At 39.5% G+C, this 17,744-nt stretch carries 19 protein-coding genes and 2 tRNA genes; 15 read left to right on the plus strand and 6 right to left on the minus strand.

Features of this window, described 5'->3' with window-relative positions; genetic code table 11:
* Positions 1 to 61: 61 nt before the first annotated feature.
* Positions 62 to 144 (plus strand) — tRNA-Leu (locus QRN39_RS16945).
* Positions 145 to 192: 48 nt separating this feature from the next.
* A tRNA-Leu gene (locus QRN39_RS16950) sits at positions 193 to 276 on the plus strand.
* A 96-nt stretch (positions 277 to 372) separates the two neighbouring features.
* Here QRN39_RS16950 and QRN39_RS16955 read toward each other — a convergent pair.
* Together QRN39_RS16955 and QRN39_RS16960 are read right to left on the minus strand one after the other, a co-directional pair.
* Positions 373 to 717 carry a hypothetical protein gene (locus QRN39_RS16955; RefSeq protein WP_034620217.1) on the minus strand — a complete coding sequence of 115 codons (345 nt, stop codon included), beginning with the start codon at positions 715 to 717 and terminating at the stop codon, positions 373 to 375.
* 440 nt (positions 718 to 1,157) lie between these two features.
* A complete protein-coding gene (locus tag QRN39_RS16960) occupies positions 1,158 to 2,132 on the minus strand; it encodes an NAD(P)-dependent alcohol dehydrogenase (RefSeq protein WP_284907720.1) in 975 nt (324 codons plus the stop codon).
* Positions 2,133 to 2,309: 177 nt separating this feature from the next.
* On the opposite strand from QRN39_RS16960, the gene QRN39_RS16965 reads away from it, so the two are divergent.
* The 4 genes from QRN39_RS16965 (at position 2,310) to QRN39_RS16980 (ending at position 4,836) form a co-directional block, all read left to right on the plus strand.
* On the plus strand, positions 2,310 to 2,645 hold the full coding sequence (locus QRN39_RS16965) for a winged helix-turn-helix transcriptional regulator (RefSeq protein WP_034666063.1): 336 nt from the start codon (positions 2,310 to 2,312) through the stop codon (positions 2,643 to 2,645).
* 145 nt (positions 2,646 to 2,790) lie between these two features.
* Positions 2,791 to 3,585, plus strand: coding sequence for an alpha/beta fold hydrolase (locus QRN39_RS16970; protein ID WP_284907721.1), 795 nt, complete (start codon positions 2,791 to 2,793; stop codon positions 3,583 to 3,585).
* Positions 3,586 to 3,804: 219 nt separating this feature from the next.
* On the plus strand, positions 3,805 to 4,311 hold the full coding sequence (locus QRN39_RS16975; protein WP_284907722.1) for a GrpB family protein: 507 nt from the start codon (positions 3,805 to 3,807) through the stop codon (positions 4,309 to 4,311).
* A gap of 321 nt (positions 4,312 to 4,632) precedes the next feature.
* Positions 4,633 to 4,836, plus strand: coding sequence for a cold-shock protein (locus QRN39_RS16980; protein ID WP_003214229.1), 204 nt, complete (start codon positions 4,633 to 4,635; stop codon positions 4,834 to 4,836).
* Between the two features lie 280 nt (positions 4,837 to 5,116).
* Here the strand turns inward: QRN39_RS16980 and QRN39_RS16985 are convergent, their stop codons facing one another.
* Complete coding sequence (locus tag QRN39_RS16985; protein ID WP_003214090.1) at positions 5,117 to 5,578, minus strand: CarD family transcriptional regulator; 462 nt, start codon at positions 5,576 to 5,578, stop codon at positions 5,117 to 5,119.
* 248 nt (positions 5,579 to 5,826) lie between these two features.
* Positions 5,827 to 6,876 carry an NAD(P)-dependent alcohol dehydrogenase gene (locus QRN39_RS16990; protein WP_253621820.1) on the minus strand — a complete coding sequence of 350 codons (1,050 nt, stop codon included), beginning with the start codon at positions 6,874 to 6,876 and terminating at the stop codon, positions 5,827 to 5,829.
* A gap of 217 nt (positions 6,877 to 7,093) precedes the next feature.
* On the opposite strand from QRN39_RS16990, the gene QRN39_RS16995 reads away from it, so the two are divergent.
* On the plus strand, positions 7,094 to 7,495 hold the full coding sequence (locus QRN39_RS16995; RefSeq protein ID WP_268459880.1) for a MerR family transcriptional regulator: 402 nt from the start codon (positions 7,094 to 7,096) through the stop codon (positions 7,493 to 7,495).
* A 42-nt stretch (positions 7,496 to 7,537) separates the two neighbouring features.
* Here QRN39_RS16995 and bglS read toward each other — a convergent pair whose 3' ends face one another.
* On the minus strand, positions 7,538 to 8,269 hold the full coding sequence (gene bglS, locus QRN39_RS17000) for a beta-glucanase (RefSeq protein WP_003214284.1): 732 nt from the start codon (positions 8,267 to 8,269) through the stop codon (positions 7,538 to 7,540).
* Between the two features lie 305 nt (positions 8,270 to 8,574).
* Between bglS and QRN39_RS17005 the strand changes: the two genes are divergently transcribed.
* From QRN39_RS17005 to QRN39_RS17045, 8 genes are all read left to right on the plus strand, one after another.
* Complete coding sequence (locus QRN39_RS17005) at positions 8,575 to 9,153, plus strand: TetR/AcrR family transcriptional regulator (RefSeq protein WP_050945624.1); 579 nt, start codon at positions 8,575 to 8,577, stop codon at positions 9,151 to 9,153.
* Positions 9,154 to 9,225: 72 nt separating this feature from the next.
* A complete protein-coding gene (locus tag QRN39_RS17010; protein ID WP_050945631.1) occupies positions 9,226 to 10,665 on the plus strand; it encodes a DHA2 family efflux MFS transporter permease subunit in 1,440 nt (479 codons plus the stop codon).
* A 195-nt stretch (positions 10,666 to 10,860) separates the two neighbouring features.
* On the plus strand, positions 10,861 to 11,754 hold the full coding sequence (locus QRN39_RS17015) for an alpha/beta hydrolase (protein WP_284907724.1): 894 nt from the start codon (positions 10,861 to 10,863) through the stop codon (positions 11,752 to 11,754).
* A 140-nt stretch (positions 11,755 to 11,894) separates the two neighbouring features.
* Positions 11,895 to 12,260 carry an MmcQ/YjbR family DNA-binding protein gene (locus QRN39_RS17020; RefSeq protein WP_003213869.1) on the plus strand — a complete coding sequence of 122 codons (366 nt, stop codon included), beginning with the start codon at positions 11,895 to 11,897 and terminating at the stop codon, positions 12,258 to 12,260.
* A gap of 105 nt (positions 12,261 to 12,365) precedes the next feature.
* The gene (locus tag QRN39_RS17025) at positions 12,366 to 13,127 is read left to right on the plus strand and encodes an SDR family NAD(P)-dependent oxidoreductase (protein ID WP_050945638.1); all 762 of its coding nucleotides are present in this window, start codon (positions 12,366 to 12,368) and stop codon (positions 13,125 to 13,127) included.
* A 105-nt stretch (positions 13,128 to 13,232) separates the two neighbouring features.
* A complete protein-coding gene (locus tag QRN39_RS17030) occupies positions 13,233 to 13,985 on the plus strand; it encodes a helix-turn-helix domain-containing protein (RefSeq protein WP_284907726.1) in 753 nt (250 codons plus the stop codon).
* A complete protein-coding gene (locus QRN39_RS17035; RefSeq protein ID WP_284907727.1) occupies positions 13,982 to 14,992 on the plus strand; it encodes an alpha/beta hydrolase family protein in 1,011 nt (336 codons plus the stop codon). Before QRN39_RS17030 ends, QRN39_RS17035 begins: the two co-directional genes overlap by 4 nt.
* A gap of 637 nt (positions 14,993 to 15,629) precedes the next feature.
* Positions 15,630 to 16,778: a type II asparaginase gene (locus tag QRN39_RS17045; RefSeq protein ID WP_284907729.1), complete on the plus strand. Its 1,149-nt coding sequence runs from the start codon at positions 15,630 to 15,632 to the stop codon at positions 16,776 to 16,778.
* Between the two features lie 32 nt (positions 16,779 to 16,810).
* Here the strand turns inward: QRN39_RS17045 and QRN39_RS17050 are convergent, their stop codons facing one another.
* A complete protein-coding gene (locus QRN39_RS17050; RefSeq protein WP_284907730.1) occupies positions 16,811 to 17,710 on the minus strand; it encodes an alpha/beta fold hydrolase in 900 nt (299 codons plus the stop codon).
* Positions 17,711 to 17,744 lie beyond the last annotated feature (34 nt).

Below are 17,744 nucleotides of genomic sequence, written 5' to 3' on the forward strand. Positions count from 1 at the left end.
AGCATCTGACTTTTAATCAGAGGGTCGAAGGTTCGAGTCCTTCATGGCTCACCATTGTCACGCGGGTGTGGCGGAATTGGCAGACGCGCTAGACTTAGGATCTAGTGTCTTTATGACGTGGGGGTTCAAGTCCCTTCACCCGCATTGTTTTTTCAAACAGTGCACTTATGAATATATGAGCACATCATACACGCGGTCGTGGCGGAATGGCAGACGCGCTAGGTTGAGGGCCTAGTGGGTGAATAACCCGTGGAGGTTCAAGTCCTCTCGGCCGCATCTAAGAAACCAAAGGTGGTAAACCTTTGGTTTTTTAATTTTTTATCACTTTTAAATGAATTTGTCCATTTACCTTAAGTAAGTGGACTTTTTTAATTATCGAGGTTCAACTGTAATCTTAAAAATGACGTAATTATCGTTTATATCATAGGCATAAACCAACGCCGTGCCAAGTGATGAGTAAGAAGATACGACACCACTAGAACTAATGCTAATAAGGTGACTGCCAGAGATGATTTCCCATCTTGTATAGCCATACAGCAATCCAACGTTTGAGTTTCTTAGCATATGGAAATCGACCGTTCCAATTTCATTTGTAGGCTTTGCTATATTGTGAATTTTTGCAGGTTCTTGCGCAGAAGCTTGATTTGTTAAAGCTGGAAGAGCTAATGAAGAAATTGATAATACTGAAACAATTAATCCCTTGTAAAGTTTATTCATAATACTTCCCCCTAAGTTTGATTTTGTTACAAATCTATCATGACATGTGAAATATTTGAAATTTATGGATTGTTTGTGAAAAGGAAATAAGGAGTAATGTGGTCTACTCTATTCTGGACATGAAGTTTAAAAATAATCTGAAAAAGGAGTTTAATACTATTAATATGTCTCATGTCTTATGCAAGGATAACAGAAGGACAGAAGCAATGGTTTATGTAAAAAAAGTATTTCTTTGGCTCAAGGTCTTTATATAAAAGAAGATAAGCATTTGTTGGATCAGTGTTTTGCGTTCTTTAAAAGTAGACAAATGCATGGTGATATTGAAAATTTTTGCATTAGAAGCAGCTGAATACTTTAGAAGAGCTGGAAGATTTGAAATGGCTACCAAGCATGTACCTCTTACAACAGAAAAATTGAATAATGTCATGCCATTTGATGGTTTATTTGTTATCAAGTAAATTTATGATACGTTTTCCTCGTCCACCTCCAGTTTCTAAGGAATGATGAGCTTTGGCAACATCAGATAAAAGATAAATGCTATCAACAACTGGTCTGACCTTGTTGGAATCTACATAAGATGCTAATTCTTTTAAAAGTTCATTTTTGGGGTTTGCGCTGAATGTGCGAACTCTACGAGAACCGAAAGTAGTTGAAGCTAATATATATATGAAAGACGAAAAACTAGGAAATCCAATAGTAACCATTCTTCCGTTCTTTGTAAGCAGGCGCCTATAATGTTTGAGGTCAGTTCCAACTGTGTCCATGACTACATCAAACTTTTTAAGATCAGTAGGATACGTCTTTTTATAATCAAGTACTTCGTCTGCACCTAGCTCTTGAAGAAAAGTGAGATGTTTTTCGTTTGCAAGAGCAGTTACATGAGCACCTAACATTTTTCCAATTTGAATCGCAATGCTTCCGACTCCTCCACTTGCACCACGTACAAGTAAATTTTCGCCTCTTCTAAGTTTAGCTTGATTTTTTAAGGCAATAATTGCAGTAGCACCTACGCCAGGCAATGCCGCGGCTTGTATGAGATCAATCTTTGTAGGAGTTTTAGATATTTTCACAGGTGATATAGCTACATATTCAGCGGCACTACCAATTTGGCTCCTGAGATTCATAGGAAGAACTCCCCACACTTTATCACCTAATTGATAACTTTTTACGTTCGATCCTATTTCAACAACCTCTCCAGAAAAATCTGCCCCTGTCCCTTTAGGGAATTGATTACCCGTTAATAGTTTCAACTTGCCTGATCGAAACAGCGTATCCATAGAGTTTACACTCGACCCATGTACACGAATGAGTACTTCTCCAGACTCTATAACAGGTTTTGATATAGAATCTTCAAAAAGAACATTCGGTGATCCATATTTAGAATATTGTGCAGCACGCATCTGTTCATTTTTCATTTACTCACTCCATCTCCTTGAAAAAGTATTAACTTGAAGGGTTTTATAATCAATTTTGCTCTCTATTACATGGATGACACGGTTTACATATTTGATTATAATAAATGGAATTGATTTAACAAGTACGCAATATAAACTGCTTAAGGAAGGAAAAACTGACTAAGGGGTGGATAAAATATGACTGAAAGTGAGCTGAATAAAGCGATAGCTCCAGCGAGTTATGCATTAAATATATTAGCGGGAAAATGGAATTTAAAAATCTTAGCTGTACTATGTAGTTACAAGGAGATTCGATATAATGAGTTAAAGCGTAAAGTGTATGGAATTACAGGAACAATGCTCAATCAATCATTAAAGGACCTGATTGAAAACGGAATTGTTCAACGAGTTCAGTATAATGAAGTTCCATCAAGAGTAGAATATTCATTGACTGGGGCAGGACTAGAGCTGATCCCTATATTTGAACAACTTCTTTTATGGGGCGAAAACCAATTAGAAAAATCAAAGTCATAATAAAATCCATCTACGTGAGAAATTCGTTAGGGAATCATAGCATAGCTTCCTAACAAAGATTTTATTCACTTTAAGCTATGATGAAGAAAAACAACAAAAAATCTTGAGATTACTAGGGAAGCGCTAGAAAAGGGGATGCAAATACATGTCAATTTATCATAAAGTCATTGGAGAAGGATTTCCGATCGTTATATTGCATGGTTGGACACTTGACCATCAAGTGATGTTACATGCATTTGAACCGGTATTTGAAAAACAAAGCGGTTGGAAGAGAATATACATAGACTTACCGGGTATGGGACGTTCCGAGCCGCATCCATCTATTCAGAATTCTGATGATATGTTAGAAGCGGTATTGCGTCTTTTGGACGAAATGATCCCTGATGAACAGTTTATTGTTTGTGGTTATTCGTATGGAGGGTACATAGCTAGAGGTATTGTTCATTCACGCCTAGAAACCGTTCGTGGATTACTACTTGTGGCCCCAATGACTATACCTGTATTCGATCAAAGAGTCGTGCCAGAGAAGACCGTTCTAAAAAGTGACAGCAGCTTGATATCACAACTCTCTCCAGAGGAGACGGATGAATTTTGCTCCATGGCAGTTGTGCAAGGAAAACCGGAATGGGAGAGGTTTCGAGATGAAATTTACCTTCCTTCTAAACAAACAAATCATGAATTCATCAATAACATTCTTCAAAATGGATATGGCTATACCTTCGACATTTCATCTGAATTTCAGTATCCCACGCTCATTATCACAGGGCGTCAAGACAATGTAGTTGGATATCACGATGCGTGGCGGCTGATCGAAGACTATCCAAGGGCAACCTTTGGAGTGCTTGATATGGCTGGCCACAACTTGCAAATCGAACAACCCGATGTATTTAACTCATTAGTTCATAACTGGTTAATCAGACTTGAGTCGGAAAATGTGTAGTTGTACACTTTTGTATAAATAGAAGTTTTCTTGATTCGGGTTCATGGCTGTATTAATGATTTTTATAGTTTCTAAACGAAAAAGTCCACTCAACTTAAGTAAGTGGGCTTTTTGTTTGAGTTATCTTATAATAAGTCGTTCTAATGGATCGAAAGGCTTCAATTAGGTTGTGCTGAAATTTCCAATTAAACAACGAAATAATAAGGTGGGGTTGAGCTTATGCTTGGATTGCCAAGAGGGGAAGTTTTTTTAGTTCCTTGGTCTGCTGAATGGGGCAAAGAATTTGAAAGGGAAAAGAAACGAATAGTAGAGGTCATTGGGCAGTACACGGTGAATGTGCATCATATTGGAAGTACAGCAGTAAATGGTTTGAGTGCGAAACCTATTATTGATATTGCGATTGAAATAGATCATTTTCTTGACGGGAAACAGTGCGTAACAGCTTTGCGAAGGCTTGGTTATTCATATAGAGGGACCAATGTTTTACCTGAAAGACTCTATTTCAACAAAGGAGAACCACGTACTCACCAAATCCATATGTATCAAACAGGCAATAGATATTTACTCGAACAGTTAAATTTTAGGGATTTTTTAAGAAGTGACGAATTAGTAAGAAGTGAGTACGAGCAGCTCAAATTGAACCTATCTAGTTTAAATAAAAATGACAAACGCAAATATGCCGATGGAAAAACTAACTTTGTTCAGTCGATTTTAGAGAGAATTTAGATAAAGATTTCTTTTCGTGCTGAAAAAAACTGATTTTATGCACAAAGGAGAGTTTCTTCTTTTTAACCAAAACCAACATTCTTCTTTAACATAGCTAAATGAACGTTTCATCATTAAATCTCTGTCTTATTTGTGTTACAATAGCACATTTTGTGCTCTTTTAAATCCTAAATTGCAATTATTTCCGAATCATGTTACAATAAGATTAATTATTTTTGTTCGGCGTAAAGGATAGCATGAAGAAAGACTTTTCGTCTTGAGGATACTTTGGGCAAGGATAGTATAATACATTGTGTGATAACGCACTAGGAGGCAACAAACATGGAACAAGGTACAGTAAAATGGTTTAACGCAGAAAAAGGTTTTGGATTTATCGAACGTGAAGAAGGCGACGATGTATTCGTACATTTCTCAGCTATCCAAGGTGACGGATTCAAATCTTTAGACGAAGGTCAAAAAGTAACATTTGACGTAGAGCAAGGTTCTCGTGGAGCTCAAGCTGCTAACGTTCAAAAAACTGCTTAATCTTCATTTTTTTAAAACAGGTTCTCTGTAGAGAGCCTGTTTTTTTGTGCTTTCATTTATTTCTTCAATAAAAAACCCTACTCAGCGTACAAGTAGGGAGATGTTACAAGGTAATCGTAAAAAAATTCATGCTTCAAAGGTTTATCAACAGTATAGCATATTGGATTTACAATATGCGGAATTTGCCTAAATAAATTCTTTTTTCTTTCATTAATTGAAGGGTGGGTCAGAGAACTTGAATTCAAAAATGGTGAGGGATGCCCAAAAGACGGCAGAGTTCTTAACAGAAACTTTTGATTTGTTTTTCTGTAATCCCTTTGATGACCTCTAATTCACTTAGCAAAAATTCATGGGCATCATCTAGCATTTTCTTTTCACTTGCATTTAGTGCTTTCTCTTTTTTCATACGCATCAGGTCACGTACAACTTCAGCACCGTCTTGGATGCTACCCGTTTTTATTTTGTTTGTATTAATTGTATGCCGTTCTTTCCATGTCGGTATTTGATCTGATTCGCCATGCTGGAAAATGTCCATCACATTGTTTAATGCCAGTATATCTGTAACAGGTCTAATGCGTGAACCCGATATTTTCCGTGTTGGAATCATCACTTTCATATGACTGATTGACATATTAATCACATAATACTGTTGTTTTTCATCAGAAAATTCTTTTTCTTCTATGGCTTCAATTATACCTGCTCCGTGCATTGGATAAACAATGTTATCACCAATTTGAAACATATCATCCGCCTCCATATCATGTATCTACTTTAAGGGTACCACACTTAGAGATAAAATAATCAAATTTTTAATAATAACATGTTTATTTATTTTTTGTCAATAAATTTAGTTCTAAAAAAAAAGAGATGATTTCATGAAAATGTTGGATGATTTTTGAATATATCCTCTAAAATCTCACTACAAGAAAAACAGGATATCACCATTAAAAAAGACCAGCCATTGAGCTGGTCTTTCCAGATAGAATCCGATCATAATGTCGAAATATCAATGACAAACCGATAACGCACATCACTTTTCAGCACACGTTCATACGCTTCATCAACTTGACTTGCGTTAATCACTTCAATTTGTGGTGCGATATGGTGAGCAGCTGCGAAATCGAGCATTTCTTGTGTTTCTTGGATGCCGCCAACGAGTGAACCAGCAATGCTACGGCGGCCGGAAATTAATGAAAAGACATGGAATTGATCTGGATTAGGCGGTGCACCGACATTCACTAAGGTTCCATCCACGCGAAGTAAGGATAAATAGGCGTCTACATTGATATTGGCAGAGACTGTATTGAGAATGAGGTCATATTGACCGGCTAATGTTTTAAATGTATCGGGATCACTTGTGGCAAAATAGTCTTTTGCACCAAATGACAGTGCCTCTTCTTTTTTATTCATAGAGCGGCTCAATACCGTGACTTCAGCGCCAAGTGCACGTGCGAATTGAATGGCCACATGACCGAGTCCACCCATCCCGACGATGGCCACTTTTTTACCCGGGCCTGCCTTCCAGTGCTTTAACGGAGAATAAGTGGTAATGCCAGCGCAGAGAAGAGGACTTGCGGCATCAAGGGATAATTGATCTGGAATGCTGACGACAAAGCGCTCTGTCACGACAATCTTCTGACTATAGCCGCCATAAGTTGGTTCTCCGTCATAATCAATGCTACTATAGGTTTGGACGACTCCTTTCGTGCAATATTGCTCGTCTCCGTTTTGGCAATATTCACAGGTGCCGCAGGAATCAACAAAGCAGCCAACGCCTACACGGTCTCCAATCTGAAATTTCGTCACAGCATCACCGACAGCCGCAACAACTCCAGTAATCTCATGACCCGGAACCATTGGGAAAATACCGCCGCCCCATTCATCAAAGGCGCTGTGGATATCTGAATGACAGATTCCGCTAAATTGAATATCAATTAAAATATCATGTGGACGAAGTGCTCTTCGTTCAATGGTTGTCCGTTCAAAATTCGCTTTTGCATGTGAAACACTTAAAACGTTTGATTGGTGCGTCTGACACATTCTGGATCATCCTTTCAAAAGTAAGATTCTGTTCTACTTCTATACTGTACGTCTTAAAGTGAACTCTAAGTCAATAGAGAACCCTCTTCAGGCTTTTCAACATCCTTAAATAAAGAATTGAGCCAAAAGCATCTTGCGTTCTCTATCAAATTGGAGATGATGAGAAGAAGGAATTTCATTTTTCATAAGGTGAAAGAAGAAGAGAAGGGTGAAAACAATGAAAATAGCACAAGCCGCCAAGCAGCTCAATTTATCTACTGCTACGCTCAGGTACTATGAGAATATTGGGTTAATTCGACCGATCCGGCGGGATGAAAACGGTGTTCGTGATTATGCAGAAGAGGATATTCAGTGGATTGAATTTATAAAATGCATGAGAAATGCGGGTCTCTCAATTGATGCACTTCGAGAATATACGGCTTTATTTATCGAGGGCGAGGATCGTACCCTGTCCTCGCGGAAAAGTATTTTGGTCAATGAGAGAGAAAGACTTGTAGAAAAGCAAAAGGAAATTGAAGAGACGATTAAGCGGTTAGATTACAAGATAGAAAGTTATGAAGATATTATCCACAGTTATGAACAAAAGCTCGTTCATCAACTAAAAACCAATTCCATTTGAATGAAGAAAAACCTGTGACAAGTCACAGGTTTTGTAATGTGGTTATCTTTTTGTGTAACGCACCCAGTTATAATGCGCATGGAGTGGTGTAACACCGTTATAGGAGCCGAGCCATTCATCGACACCTGCACCATTCCACAGGTTCATCATAATTTTTCCTGGGGTTTGAGGGATTTGAGTAGTGGCAGTATGTTTTAATTGTCCGTCCACATACCATTTAATCGAGTTAGGCTGCCAGTCAAATGCATACGTGTGATAAGAGTTTGCTGCATCAAAACCAAGGTTGACGATTTTTTCATGATTTCCTACACCATTGGTATAGTAGTTAAACTGAACCTTTGTCGTATCTTTTCCTAGAAATTCGATGTCAATTTCATCCCAAGGCGTACCATCAGTCGGTCCTGTATAAGTAAAGAACGAAGACACGATCCCAACATTTTTGGCTGGTTTCATACTGACTTCATAAAGCCCGTAGCCATATGTTTGAGTGGAACGGTTTTCTCCGCAGTCAAACTTATTATAGGAAGGACTTGTGAGCGATAATCGCATTTCCCCTAACGACGTCATGGAGACATTATTTGCACGCCACGTACAGTTAAACATGTTTCCATTCGAGTACCCATCGGCTTTTTGCCATAACCCCGTATTATAGTTGTTAAAAGGCTCATAAAACGATCCGCCTGTTTGGGCCGAGGCACCCGCAGTAAATGTGGACAAACTCAAGACGATTCCAGTGACAAGCAGCATTAACATTCGTTTCACACGGTAAGACATGTAGGCATTCCCCTCTCTTGTTTTGAAAGCGTTTTCTTAATTGATCATACATGATTCTCTCGAAATGGAAAATCGGTCTAATATATGATATTAAAGAGGATATTTTACTAGACTCTTCTATTTTTTTATAGGAAGTTATGAAAGAAAATGATCTTTTTCAGGCGATTTACTAAAGAATGATTGACAAAGCGGACAGTTGTCCGTAAGATAATACCGGTACAATTGTCCTAATGAAAATCAAAAAGTTTTGATTGAACACATAGAGAGAAGTGCAATATGGATGAAGGTAAAGAAGGTGAAGCATCATGGAAAAGGATATTGGGAAGGAAATTGAAGAAGTCGCTTTTACTTTGTTTCAGGAATTTGGCGTGGAAAATGTCAGCATGCATAAAATTGCCAAAACAGCTGGTGTTGGGCAGGGTACTCTTTATCGCCGTTATGCCAATAAAAGTGATTTGTGCCTTTCGATCCTTGGAGAAAGATTTGAACAGCTGATCCCTGCTTTGCATCTTTACTTGAGCAAAATCAGTGACCAGCCAGTTCGTGAACGTTTGCGTTATGTGCTCGAAGAAATTCATCTCATTGTCGGTCATCATTTAGACTGGATTCGGATGCTTACGATATCTGGGAATTTAGAGCAGACAAGCAAAGTGTATGACTGTCATTACAGTCAATCGCTTAGGCAAATGATTCGTGATTTGCTAGAAGAAGCAGATGAAAAAGGGGAAGCGAACATACAGGATATTGAACTGACGACACTTTGTATGTCCTCTCCGATGACGCCTGAACTGATGTTTTATATTCATGAATCTGGTTATTCAATCGAAAAAATCGCTCAATTCGCTGCAGAAAAACAGATTTTATCTGTTTTCAATAGACATTGAAGTGGCTCATTTCTGACCGTCCTTACTTCCTATGATTGATTTAAATTGAAAAAGAAAAGGAGCCAACCTACTATGAACAAACAGCAAGCAGCAGCTTCTCATATTCGAACGCTGCCCATTATTATCTCATTTATCACAGCCGGTTTTATTGGCCTGTTCAGTGAAACGGCACTAAATATGGCGCTGAGAAGCTTAACGTTAGACTTTGGAATTGAAGCGACGACAGCTCAGTGGCTGACAACAGGATATTTATTAACACTTGGTATTCTCGTACCAATTTCAGGACTCATTCTTCAATGGTTTACAACAAGACAGCTTTTCATGACATCGCTCGTCTTTTCGATCATTGGAACTTTTATCGCAGCAGTTGCGCCAGTCTTTAGTATTTTAATGGTGGCACGTGTCGTACAGGCAGTCGGAACAGCATTGCTTCTTCCATTGATGTTCAATACGATTTTGGTAATCATCCCGCCTCATAAACGAGGTAGATCTATGGGGATTATAGGTCTTGTGATCATGTTTGCACCAGCTGTTGGTCCAACAGTCTCTGGCCTTATTTTGAAATCGCTGACTTGGCATTGGATTTTCTGGATTTCACTTCCGCTATTAATAGCTGCACTCGTCTTTGGTTTTATCTTCATGCAAAATATTACAGAACCAACAAGACCGAAAATTGATATCTTATCGATTGTGCTTTCAACCATTGGTTTCGGAGGAATTGTGTATGGCTTTAGTAGCGCCGGTGAAGGCGGCGGCTGGAGCAGTATGCATGTGATCGTGGCAATTGTAGTAGGTGTCATTGGGATTCTTGTATTCTCTCTCAGACAGTTGAATATGAAGGAACCGATGCTGAACTTAAGCCCGTTTAAATATCCGATGTTTGTCATTGGGTTACTGCTGATCTTAGTGTGTATGATGGTGATGCTGTCTGCTATGATGATTTTGCCATTGTATTTGCAAACATCCTTGGCACTAACGACCTTTACAGCAGGTTTAATGCTATTGCCAGGTGGAATTATCAATGGTCTGCTATCTCCAATCATGGGTGGTTTATTTGATAAGTTTGGACCGAAATGGCTTGTGATTCCAGGGCTTGCGATCGTCGCAGCGACGATGTTAGGTTTCACCAATCTAAGTGTGAATACATCAATTGGATACATTGTGACTCTTCATATTACATTAATGGTCGGCATCGCGATGATCATGATGCCTGCACAAACAAATGGATTAAATCAGCTGCCGCCAGAGCTATATCCGCATGGTACAGCGATTATGAATACATTGCAGCAGGTGTCAGGAGCCATTGGTACTGCGGTCGGTATTTCAATCCTTTCATCAGGAACCCGCAGCTTTATGGAAAATGTGGCTGATCCTGCAAATCCGATGAACAAGCTGCTCGCCTTTACAAATGGCGTCCAGCATGCATTTATCTTTGCTGTGATCATGACAGTCATTGGTTTGATCATCGCTTTCTTCATTAAACGAGTGAAGGTAGAACAGCAAGTTTCATAAAACAGATGAAAAGCACTGAGGACTTAGCGCCGCAGTGCTTTTTTTATTTTCTCAATGCTTGTTTCAAAGAGGGCGAAAATGGGGAGATAGATAAAAAGTGAACCAATGTGAATGTGCTGCTGATTCAGTAGAAGGAAAAGAGGAAAAAGAAACGAATGAGTTAAGAAGAAATAAATAAGACAGGAGACTGAGATCATGAACTTAGAAGAACAAATCAAAATCGCTGAGTCATTACGTCAACCATCTGAAGGTTCATTACCGAGTCAATCGGAACTAAAACCAGTCCATCCACCTGAAGTGAACAAAATGGAATATGACATTCCAACAAGTGCTGGCGAAACAAAGGTATGGGTATTTAAGCCGGTCAACACATCAAAGCAGTCGCTTCCTGTTTTTGTGAATTTACATGGCGGAGGATTTATTCTAGGCAGTGCTGAAATGGATAACCACTGGTGTCCGGTCATTGCAGACCGAGCCCAATGTATCGTCGTCAATGTCGAGTATCAGCTTGCTCCAGAGCACCCTTTCCCAGCCGCTCTTCATGAATGCTACGATGTGCTGAAGTGGCTGTATGAACACCCTGAGGAGCTTCAAATAGATCCTAATAGAGTAGCCATTGGCGGACATAGCGCAGGAGGAAACTTGGCAACGGCTGCTTGTCTCTTAAATATTCAAAAAGGGAACCAACTCCCGATTGTCTATCAAGTGCTTGATTATCCGCCACTTGATTTAGCCACTGATCCAGCACAAAAGCCAGCGTTTGAAGAAGCGATCCCAGTTGAAATGGCGAGGCTCTTTAATGCCTTCTATCTGCAAGGCCAAGATCCGCGCAATCCGCTCGTTTCTCCAATCTTTGCCGATCGTTCATCCTTGGCACAAATGCCACCAGCTCTCGTTATCACAGCTGAAAGAGATTCGCTAGCTCAAGAAGCCGAACAATATGCTGAGAAGTTAAAAGAAGCAGGGATAGACGTCACGTACAGACAGTTTAAAGGAGTCCCTCACGCCTTCACGCATGCCGGAGATTTAGAAATAGCTGAAGAAGCTTGGCATCTCATGAGTGATCAATTGAAGAAGGCATTTGAATAAGAAAGAAGCATTGATAGAAAAGCACAGAACCCAGCGGGTCTGTGCTTTATTGTTGTGAAGTGAATGAAAAAGATCAGATATGTGCCTTCATTGTCGATATAATAGAAAGATAGAAGACGACTTAAAAAGGAGCGAATCTAATGGAAAAAGAGAATCTACAGGCATTTTGCCTTTCTTTAAAAGGAGTCACCCATGATTATCAGCCAGAATGGCAGGCAGATCGATATCATATTGGTGGAAAGATGTTTGCTATGATGGGCGGGGATGCGAATCGAAAGCCTGTGATCACTTTAAAATGTGACCCTCAACGTGCTGAAGAACTAAGAGAGATGCATGAGGGGATTATTCCGGGCTATTATATGAATAAGACTCATTGGAATTCCATCTACCTTGATGCAGACATTCCAGCTTCATTTGTAGAGGAGTTAATCGAACATTCCTACCAATTGGTTTTTCACAAATTAACAAAAAAATCTCAACATGACATCCTCCAACATGATGAATGAAGATAGACAAGCTAATCACCCCTGTGATTCTCTTCAAAATTGACTAGAGCGAAGTGCTGTCGTTATAATTTAACTAGTTAGAAGACGTTCATAGGGGGATATAAAATGAGCTATACAGTCATTACAGGAGCAAGTTCAGGTATTGGATATGAGGCGGCACTGGCCTTTGCAGCACGAGGCAAAAATCTTATTTTAGCTGCACGCCGGCTCGAGAAACTCCAAGAACTGAAGAAGGAGATTCTTGATCAATATCCCGATATCGAAGTAAATATACAGTCTGTCGATTTAACCGACATGGAGCAAGTGTATTCATTTTATGAATCATTGGCTGAATATGAGCTCGACACCTTCATTAATAATGCAGGATTCGGCCATTTCGGCTCGATAGGAGAACAGGATGTAAGTAAAATTGGAGATATGCTTCATCTGAATATCGAAGCCTTAACGATTTTATCCACTTTATTTGTTCGTGATTATGAGCAAGTAGAAGGGGCTCAGCTGATCAACATTTCTTCAAGAGCGGGCTATACAGTCGTCGGCAATGCCGTCACCTATTCGGCCACAAAGTTTTACGTGAGTGCCTTTACAGAAGGACTGGCACTAGAGTTGAAAGAAAAGGGAGCTAAGTTACAGGCAAAAATATTAGCACCTTCTGCAACAGAATCGGAATTTGCAAAGCGTTCATTAGATGTAGATCAATTCGAATATGAAGGCAATATCAAGAAATATCATACATCAAAAGAAATGGCAGCTTGTCTGCTCGAGCTGTATGATCATGAGAAAACAGTCGGTATTGTTGACGGCAAGACATTTGATTTTGAATTGAAAGATCCGATTTTTTCACATGCTGGTCCAAGTATGAAATAGAAATGACACATCACTGAGGGAAGATGTCCTCGGTGATTTTTTTATGGCATGATTGACTGTGTGGTAACCACATGGTTTAGACTATGTACACAAGGAGGGAATCTAGTGACGTATGTAACAAGTGGAGAAGTATGTAAGCTATTAAACATCACAAAGTATACGCTTCGTCATTATATAGAACAGGATCTCGTCCGCCCTGCGAAGGTCGCTCAAAATGGATACCAATTATTTGATGAAAAAGAAATTTACACCCTTTATCAAATCCTCTTCTTAAAAAAGGCGGGGTTTTCTTTAAAAGATATCAGCGAGAGCTTTTCGAAAGAACCCGGTATGACTCTGTCCTATCGAGGTATGCTGGATCAGGTCGAGAAGCAATTACAGGAATTGAGCGAAGTGAAACAGCGTCTGGAGCATATGCTGTCGATTCAAAACAGCCTTCAGCTTAATCAAACAACGACTCAAGATCGGCCAATTCGTTATTTAAAACAGATCCCAGATCATCTTCTAAAGACTGAAACAGAGCTCGACTTTAAACAAATCGTTCACCAAAAAGAGCTGGATCTGTCTCTTTTTGAGGAGAGATATTATGTGATCAAACTGCAAGATGACTCAACCATTTCTTATTATGTATCAAATGAACAGGATTACGATGTGAGACTGGATGCTGGTTCTTACGCGGTCAAAAGTTTTTTAGCCGGGGATGAAAAGAAAGTCATTGAAGAAATTGAGGCTTTTCTACACGAAGCTCCGTTTGACCAGCCTTCTTATATGATCTTATATGAGAATGTACCAGTCTCTGTCACGTACCAAGATTCCATGGTGTACACAGTTGAACAGAGAGCGGGGAATAGAAATTGAAAAAAAGGATTTGGCTGATCATCGCTGCAGCGGCATTCATTTGTATCACAGCATTTGTATTTTATGAAAACAGCTTTGCTATGAATGAAAAGGAAGTCGTCATGGAGACTGCGGATGGGACATTATCAGGTATCGTCACAACACCTAAGAAGGAGTCAATAAAAGGAATTGTCCTTTTTGTACACGGAGATGGTCCACAAAATGCCACATATGACGGAGGATACAGACCTTTAATGGAACGCTTTGCAAAGCAAGGCTATGCGTCTATATCATGGGATAAGCCCGGGGTGGGTCAATCAGAAGGAAACTGGCTGCATCAATCCATGGATGATCGTGCAAAGGAAGTAGAGAATGTGATCAAATGGGCGAAGAAAGAGCCTAATCTTCAATCAAAACAAATCATCTTATGGGGAGCAAGCCAAGCGGGCTGGGTGATCCCAAAAGTAATGACAGATCGAACCGATATCACAGCCTCCATCCTTGTCGGGCCTGCTGTCAATTGGATGAGACAGGGAAGGTACAATACACTTCAAACATTAAAAGAAGCGGATGCATCTCAAGAACAAATTCAAAAAACAATCGAAAAAGAAGATGAGCAAAACAAATTATTAGAAGAAGGCGCGGCATTTCGCACATATCAAAAGAAAACGGACGATCAAGAGATGACAAAAGATCGATTTGAATTCATACAAAAGAACATGAAAGCCGATGCCACTTCAGATATCAAGCGCATCCAATCACCGATCTATTTGGTTTTGGCACAAAATGACCGAAACGTAGATTCCGCTGAAACAAAAACGATCTACGAGAAAGAAGTAGCACCTCAATGGTTGCATATTCAAACAATAAGAGATGTAGAGCATTCAATGCTGAATCCGCTCATTCATCATTCAAATACTCTGATCACATTAGCAGCGATCGCCGCACCGAAAGACTTCCTGCTTAGCCAAGCGTACTTGGATCATTGTGAACATATACTTGAGCAGCTAAAAACACCTTCACATTAGGTGTTTTTTTCATGCGTTCTTTGATAAAGCAAAGAATCAAAGATCCAGTAGATGAGACTGCTCATGATAATGATAGGTATAGATACTGAACTCCCAATACCATCGATCACAAAAAGCATGACAACCATTGCGATCAGTAAATAAGCAGCAAGATAAAGTGGATGGAAAGCCTTTGGTTGCAAAGAAAACAACAACTGCAAAGGAACCGCAAAGACGAAATAACAAACAAAAAAGATGGGAACGTAAAATACCATGAACGCAGGCTCTCCCTGAATCGGTGGATAGAAGCATACGAACAGACTGAGTAAAATCGAACTAAGGAATAGTGTTATTAGGATTTTGTGAAATAATTGAAGCTTTTGCAATATGTAAACTCCTTTTTGTAAAATTTACTATATTTTATCATAAATTGATGATCTAGCATCGTTTACTGTTAATAATTGAACAACCTCAATATTACCTTTTTAAAAAAATAGGTATTTAGATATAAAGAAATGATTGTGATAATGACCTTTTTTCCTTTATTTGGTTCTGTATCTTTCGCCTCATGCTGATGAATGAAGGAATGGTATAAAGTAAATCCTATAGAAAGAGACCTAGCTTTGAATCCATCATATTTAAGAAAAGAGATGATCGAATGAACGTAACAAAATGGTTAGGTGCTGTCCTTCTTTCAGTTTTATTAATGTCGACAGCAGCTTGTGCCAATACAAGTACCCAAGAGAAAAATCAAAGCGAAAACGAAACCGCATCTAAGGAATCAAAGGACAAAACGACAGCCGTAGAAACAGGGAATAAGTCCTTGTCTAATATTAAGGTATTAGCGACAGGCGGGACGATTGCTGGCAGTTCAGACAGTGATACAGATACGACAGGATATAAATCTGGTTCACTTGGCATCGATAAAGTCATTGCTTCAGTTCCTCAGCTCAAGGATATTGCAAACGTAACAGGTGAGCAGGTGGCGAACGTAGGTAGTGAAAATGTGGATGATGCTCTTCTTTTAAAATTAGCTAAACGAGTGAATAAACTCTTAAACGATGATCAAGTCGATGGGATTGTCATCACACATGGAACAGATACACTAGAAGAGACCGCTTACTTTTTACATTTGGTTGTCAAAAGTGATAAACCAGTTGTAGTCGTTGGCTCAATGCGTCCAGCATCTGCTATCAGTGCGGATGGTCCGCTAAACTTGTATCATGCTGTCAAAATTGCCTCTACAAAAGAAGCAAAGGGCAAAGGGGTCATGGTCACATTAAATGACCGAATTGCATCAGCTCGATTTATTACAAAGACAAACACGACGACAACCGATTCCTTCAAGTCTCTTGAGCAAGGCTACATTGGAGAAATTGCTGGTGAAGTGGTTTCCTTTTATAACGAACCAACAAGAAAACATACGTCTGAAAGTGAATTTGATGTATCAAAAATAAAAGAATTACCACAAGTCGATATTTTATACGGCTATCAAAATGATCAAAAATACATGTATGATGCAGCAGTAAAAGCAGGAGCGAAAGGCATTGTCGTTGCCGCAGCCGGAAATGGAACGATGTCAACAGAAGCCATCAAAGGGGCAACAGATGCCGTAAAGAAAGATGTAGTCGTCGTGAGGTCAAGCCGTGCAGGAAATGGGATTGTGACCCATGAAAAAATGGATGATGAACATCACTTTGTCTCATCAGATTCATTGAATCCACAAAAAGCTCGCATTCTGCTTATGCTCGCTCTAACGAAGACAAAAGATCCAAGTAAAGTGCAGACATATTATGAAAAATATTAATGAAGAAAGGGACCCGAAGCTTCGGGTCTTTTTTATGCGTGCTCCTGATGATGCTCTTTTGCACGTGTTTTTAAAGAGAGTAAAATATCTCGCCAAATATCGTCTACATCTGTAAGAAAATGTCCCGCTTCATCGATATAATAGGTTTTGACGTTTGGAATGCTAGGCGCCATTTTTTCTATTTCGGCAAAAGGAGCCATCGCATCTTCTTTTCCATGCCATACATCAACAGGGATTTGTATATCCTTCATATCAAATGCCCACGGACGCGAGAGCAAATCTGGTTCATGAATACATTCATCCACCGATTGACGAGTGGCTTCGTGTAAATGTGTCATCATCATCTCTAATTGCTCATCGGTTTGAAGAAATTGACGGTCCCATGGATGTAAATGCTTGTTCCCGTTTTTGGCCAGCTTCTTAAATTTCTCTGGTTTGTTCTCAATCATTTTTTTCTGAGAACGGTAGCTTGCTTTCAATAGCCAAGGGAACTTCTTACTGAGGAAAAAAGCCAATTTGTTTTCTTTGAGCATACTTTTAGGCGGTTTTCCGTCCTGAAATGGCGTTGTACTTGAAATCAGAGCGGCTGAAAGGACTCGGTTCGGCAATTGATAAGCACAGCCAGCAGCGAATGCGCCGCCTCCAGATACACCCATCACTGAAAAATGGTGAACGCCAAGATGATCTGCGACTTCCAACACATCTTTTGCCCAATCTAAAATCGTACGTTCAGGTTGAGGGGTAGATAAACCAAATCCTGGTCTGTCTAAACAGATGAGACGAACACCGAGCTCTTTAGAAATGGGGTCATCATCTAAAAACATCACTCTTGATCCAGGAGTTCCATGAAAAAAGAATACTGGAAACCCTTCAAGATCCCCGTATTCACACAAACCAATATGACGTCCATCTTGTAAATGAATACTATCCATACTTTCATCCCCTTAATAGTTTATCTAACTTAAA

Source organism: Bacillus sp. lyk4-R2A-2 (assembly GCF_030209735.1).
Classification (GTDB): Bacteria; Bacillota; Bacilli; order Bacillales; family Bacillaceae; genus Bacillus; species Bacillus pumilus.

Coding starts and splice junctions, on each gene's coding strand:
- QRN39_RS17015 (WP_284907724.1), top strand. CDS start 10,861: ATGAACTTAGAAGAACAAATCAAAATCGCTGAGTCATTACGTCAACCA.
- bglS (WP_003214284.1), bottom strand. CDS start 8,269: ATGTCTTACCGTGTGAAACGAATGTTAATGCTGCTTGTCACTGGAATC.
- QRN39_RS16975 (WP_284907722.1), top strand. CDS start 3,805: ATGCTTGGATTGCCAAGAGGGGAAGTTTTTTTAGTTCCTTGGTCTGCT.
- QRN39_RS16970 (WP_284907721.1), top strand. CDS start 2,791: ATGTCAATTTATCATAAAGTCATTGGAGAAGGATTTCCGATCGTTATA.
- QRN39_RS17045 (WP_284907729.1), top strand. CDS start 15,630: ATGAACGTAACAAAATGGTTAGGTGCTGTCCTTCTTTCAGTTTTATTA.
- QRN39_RS16960 (WP_284907720.1), bottom strand. CDS start 2,132: ATGAAAAATGAACAGATGCGTGCTGCACAATATTCTAAATATGGATCA.
- QRN39_RS17050 (WP_284907730.1), bottom strand. CDS start 17,710: ATGGATAGTATTCATTTACAAGATGGACGTCATATTGGTTTGTGTGAA.
- QRN39_RS17010 (WP_050945631.1), top strand. CDS start 9,226: ATGAACAAACAGCAAGCAGCAGCTTCTCATATTCGAACGCTGCCCATT.
- QRN39_RS17005 (WP_050945624.1), top strand. CDS start 8,575: ATGGAAAAGGATATTGGGAAGGAAATTGAAGAAGTCGCTTTTACTTTG.
- QRN39_RS16965 (WP_034666063.1), top strand. CDS start 2,310: ATGACTGAAAGTGAGCTGAATAAAGCGATAGCTCCAGCGAGTTATGCA.
- QRN39_RS17025 (WP_050945638.1), top strand. CDS start 12,366: ATGAGCTATACAGTCATTACAGGAGCAAGTTCAGGTATTGGATATGAG.
- QRN39_RS16980 (WP_003214229.1), top strand. CDS start 4,633: ATGGAACAAGGTACAGTAAAATGGTTTAACGCAGAAAAAGGTTTTGGA.
- QRN39_RS16990 (WP_253621820.1), bottom strand. CDS start 6,876: ATGTGTCAGACGCACCAATCAAACGTTTTAAGTGTTTCACATGCAAAA.
- QRN39_RS17020 (WP_003213869.1), top strand. CDS start 11,895: ATGGAAAAAGAGAATCTACAGGCATTTTGCCTTTCTTTAAAAGGAGTC.
- QRN39_RS16995 (WP_268459880.1), top strand. CDS start 7,094: ATGAAAATAGCACAAGCCGCCAAGCAGCTCAATTTATCTACTGCTACG.
- QRN39_RS16955 (WP_034620217.1), bottom strand. CDS start 717: ATGAATAAACTTTACAAGGGATTAATTGTTTCAGTATTATCAATTTCT.
- QRN39_RS16985 (WP_003214090.1), bottom strand. CDS start 5,578: ATGTTTCAAATTGGTGATAACATTGTTTATCCAATGCACGGAGCAGGT.